This is a genomic window from Rhodococcus sp. BS-15 (assembly GCF_000813105.1).
GTDB lineage: Bacteria > Actinomycetota > Actinomycetes > Mycobacteriales > Mycobacteriaceae > Rhodococcoides.
Genome location: NZ_BAOX01000381.1, coordinates 1 through 3,902 on the forward strand (window position 1 = coordinate 1; position 3,902 = coordinate 3,902).

A 3,902-nucleotide genomic window follows, 5' to 3' on the forward strand; every position below is an offset into this window, starting at 1 on the left:
GTACATACATCAGGTCACAGGGACTGACTCGCGACCCTCTTCCATCCGAATCTGCTGCGTTGCACCGAGGCGCAGTGCGACCAAACTACAGTTGCCCGAAGTTCCGAGGGGGCTGGTGTGGGTTGCTGTCGAGGCGATAGTCTTTGATCATGATCACCGGGACGGCTTCACGCCACGCACGGATTGGTGACCCGGCGCTCTTTTGAGATTCGCGCGGGCACGTGCACACCCGCCTCTCAATCGAACAAGATTTGCCAATGGCCGAGATCCACCCATCTCGTAGTTGATTCGTAAAATTACTCGAAAAATCAACTACGACAGGATGATTAATGCCGTTCAGAGATCTACTGATTCCAACGAGGGACGGCCATGCCGACGCCTTCGCCGCATACCCCGACGATCACGAGCCGCACCCCGGGGTGCTGTTGTATTCGGATGCCTTCGGTATCCGGCCCGTGCTGCGGGAAATGGCACAGAAGCTGGCCGATCATGGCTACTACGTGCTCGTTCCCAACATTTTCTACAGACACGGTCGAGCACCCTTGATCGAGCTTCCTGACTACATCGGAGAAGATGTTCGGCCAGCGCTTACCGACCAGCTGATGCCCTTGATCCACCAGCACACCGCTGAGCGCGTTTTGAGCGACGCCGAGTTTTACCTCCAATTTCTCGCTGAACAGACAGAAGTGAGCGGAAGTAAAGTTGGTTTGATCGGTTACTGCATCGGCGGTTTGGTCGCCACGCGAACTGCGGCTGCCTACCCCGATCAGACTGCGGCCATCGCCGCATTTCATGGCCCAGTGGGGGCAGACGGAACCGAAGCGCTCGCGAAAATCACCGCCAAGGTTCATTTCGGTCATGCTGCGAGTGACCTGACTCCCGAGGCCTTGAACGAGCTGAACGGAGCGCTGGACGCCGCGCACCTGGTCTATACCTCCGAGATTTACCCGGGAACCGTCCATGGGTTCACGATGTCCGATACTGACGCCTTCGACGCGGCCGGGCTGCAGCGGCATTGGGACCGCCTTCTTACCCTCATGGACAGCGCCCTGGTCACCGCCTGAGCTTCACAATAAGGGTGGTGGTAATTTCCTCCCACTGTACGAATGTCGACCCGGTCGCTGATCGGCCACTCATGCATACTTCTGCGCGCTGAGCCCGTGCGTTTATAGTTGGGAGAATGACCGATCAGAGACGGGGGTCGCGAGCACGACGTCGAATACTGTTCTCTACCTTGCTAGTTGGATCACTTATTCTCTGGATAGCATCGTTCGGTGGAGTGCCGGGATCGAGCCCGCGGCGGGTTCGCGTTCGTGGTTGACGTGTCTATCTCGAGCGGCTTCAGGGTGCGGAGCCACACGGCGAGGGCCTCTACGATCTCGCTGGGGCGGTCTTCTGGGAGGAAGTGCGTGCCCTCTCCGATCGACGTGAGGGTCATCGCTCGGCCATGCGTAGCGCACCATTTGACTTCGGCCTCACCAACCAGCGCGCCCGGTGCACCGTGCAACAGAAGTGTAGGCAGGTCCTCATCTTGCAGGATGTCCTGATTCCGGACAATAATTTGCGCAACATCGGCCGGTTCGCCACCGATGGGTATCTCGCGCACCCATTGCAGGATTGGTGCTCGTGATTCCGTTTTCATGAAGGGGGCGCGGTACCCGTCGTGCTCGGTAACACCGAGTCTGCGAACGATTCCCGATGGAAGCACGACCTCGATAAAGAAGTTCTCCTCGATGATGGTTTGCTCGCCAGACCCCTCAGCTCGAAGTCGGGAGAACATCTCGCGGTCTGCTTCGCTCATGTCGGACCAGCTGGCGATTGGATGGAGGTGCGCCTCAAGAACCGCCACACCCCGCACGACTTCCCTACGCGAGCGCGCAAGCGCGAGGGCTAGTACACCGCCCCAATCGTGGCCAACCAGGACGAGTTCGGGCGCGCCGAGCGTGTCCACGAACCCTTCCAGATAAGCGAGATGGTCCACCAACCGGTAGCCCCGCCTCGACGGACCCGACAGTCCCATACCGATGAGATCCACCGCGATCACGCGGTACCCCAGTCCTGCCAGATTCGGAATCACGTTGCGCCACAGATGCGACGACGTCGGGTTGCCGTGCAGCAGCATCACGAGCGGCCCGGAACCGTCCGCAAGGAACGACATCGTGCTATCAAGCACAGGCAAGCTTCGTCTCTGCACGTGTACGCCTCTCCGGTCGCAAAGCAAAAGCGCGATGACACTCGTAATGTATCTACTCAACCGCTGTGGCACTCCTGGCGTAGTGCACATCGGTAGCCGCGTCCACTGGGCATCCGCAAGCGGCACGCCTGACCCGCACAGCATTGAGTCAGGTGGAGCGCGAGGACGTCGGCACCTCGGGTGGGATCCGACATCGCACCACCTGTGGGGGTCTTGGGAATTCGAGGTGGGCGCGTTGTGGGCACTCTTCGACCGATCTTGCTAACCTGTCGTCGTGACCGACACTCGTCAGGCTTGGTGGTGGCTGCGCTAGCAGCCCGGTCGACCATGTCCCGCGGGCTGTACTTCAGCCCGCCGACCTCTCGAATGAACACGTCGTGCGGCTAACGCAGCCCGCTCCGGTTCATTCAGAGAGGTTCATCGATGAGCACCAACACCTACGCTTCGAGCGTTGAGCGCAGTAACCTACTCGCCACCGATATCGCGTCCGATCCAAGCCGATACCGCACACTGACCGGGGAGCGACCCACTGGCCCTTTGCATCTCGGTCACCTATTCGGGACGATTCGGGAACGAGTGCGACTGCAAGAGCTCGGCGTGGAGACGATGATCGTCCTGGCCGACTACCAGGTGATTACGGACCGCGACGCCATCGGGCACGTACGACAACATGTCTACGACGCAGCCTTGGACAACATGGCAGCAGGCATCGATCCCGAAAAGTCCACCATCTTCGCGCACTCGGCAGTACCCGCCCTCAACCAACTGGTGCTGCCGTTCCTCAGCTTGGTGACGGAGGCGGAACTCCACCGAAATCCGACAGTGAAAGCCGAACTCGCAGCCAGCGGCCGCGCCCTGAGCGGCTTACTCCTGACGTATCCAGTACATCAGGCAGCGGATATCCTGTTCTGCAAGGCAAATGTGGTGCCCGTCGGTAAGGACCAACTCCCGCACATCGAGATGTCGAGGGTCATCGCGCGCCGTCAACGACCGATACGCTGCGGTATTCACCGAACCACAAGCCTTACTGACGTCGAGTCCCGACGTTCCGGGACTCGACGGGCGCAAGATGTCCAAGAGTTTCGGCAACGCGATCACATTGTCGATGACACCGGACGAGACAGCCCAGGTAGTACGCCGCACGGTCACAGACCCGGAGCGGTACATCTCGTATGACCCGGATACGCGGCCGGGAGTGTCCGCACTTCTCACAGTCGCAGGACTTTGCAGTCAGAGGAATCCGGAAGCGATAGCCGCTGAAATCGGTTCAGCAGGGGCCGGATCACTGAAAACCCTTGTGATAGAAGCAGTCAACTCGTTCCTTGTAGGTCATCGTCGTCGGATCCCGGCTATGTCCAGTCGATAGTGCGTCGGGGGAACGAGCACGCCAACGAGATCGCCGAGCAGACCCTGGACGAAGTACGCACGGTGATGGGCACTCATTACTGAGCGAGGCGCGCGGCTTTCCCATGCGCGAATTGTAGAGAAGGGCTGGGTGCGCTGGTCCCGATGGGGAGCAGCGGTGCGCGCTTGCTTCCCGCATTGAGATCCTTCCGGTGTCGCATACGCCGGCCCTGCTGCGAGCACGATCGCGGCACCGATCACACCGGCGGTCCCGGCCAACAATGCCCCGACAGCGAGGACTCCCGCCACCGACCTGCGTAGCGTCGGCTTCCTCGATGCCGCAATCGGTTCCGATATCGGTTCC

General features: G+C 60.3%; 3 protein-coding genes and 1 pseudogene. 2 read left to right on the top strand and 2 right to left on the bottom strand.

Annotated features, from left to right (window positions below; all coding sequences use genetic code 11):
* Nucleotides 1–329: 329 nt before the first annotated feature.
* Nucleotides 330–1,064, top strand: a complete 735-nt coding sequence (locus RHBS_RS25370; protein WP_128646799.1) for a dienelactone hydrolase family protein — start codon at nucleotides 330–332, stop codon at nucleotides 1,062–1,064.
* A 182-nt stretch (nucleotides 1,065–1,246) separates the two neighbouring features.
* Here RHBS_RS25370 and RHBS_RS25375 read toward each other — a convergent pair whose 3' ends face one another.
* Complete coding sequence (locus RHBS_RS25375; RefSeq protein ID WP_128646800.1) at nucleotides 1,247–2,338, bottom strand: haloalkane dehalogenase; 1,092 nt, start codon at nucleotides 2,336–2,338, stop codon at nucleotides 1,247–1,249.
* Between the two features lie 279 nt (nucleotides 2,339–2,617).
* On the opposite strand from RHBS_RS25375, the pseudogene trpS reads away from it, so the two are divergent.
* Nucleotides 2,618–3,560 (top strand): annotated as a pseudogene (gene trpS / locus RHBS_RS25380) (tryptophan--tRNA ligase).
* Here the strand turns inward: trpS and RHBS_RS31185 are convergent.
* Nucleotides 3,524–3,902, bottom strand: a 379-nt coding sequence (locus RHBS_RS31185; RefSeq protein WP_374700656.1) for a hypothetical protein, incomplete at its 5' end; no start/stop codon positions are given. The pseudogene trpS and the gene RHBS_RS31185 overlap by 37 nt on opposite strands.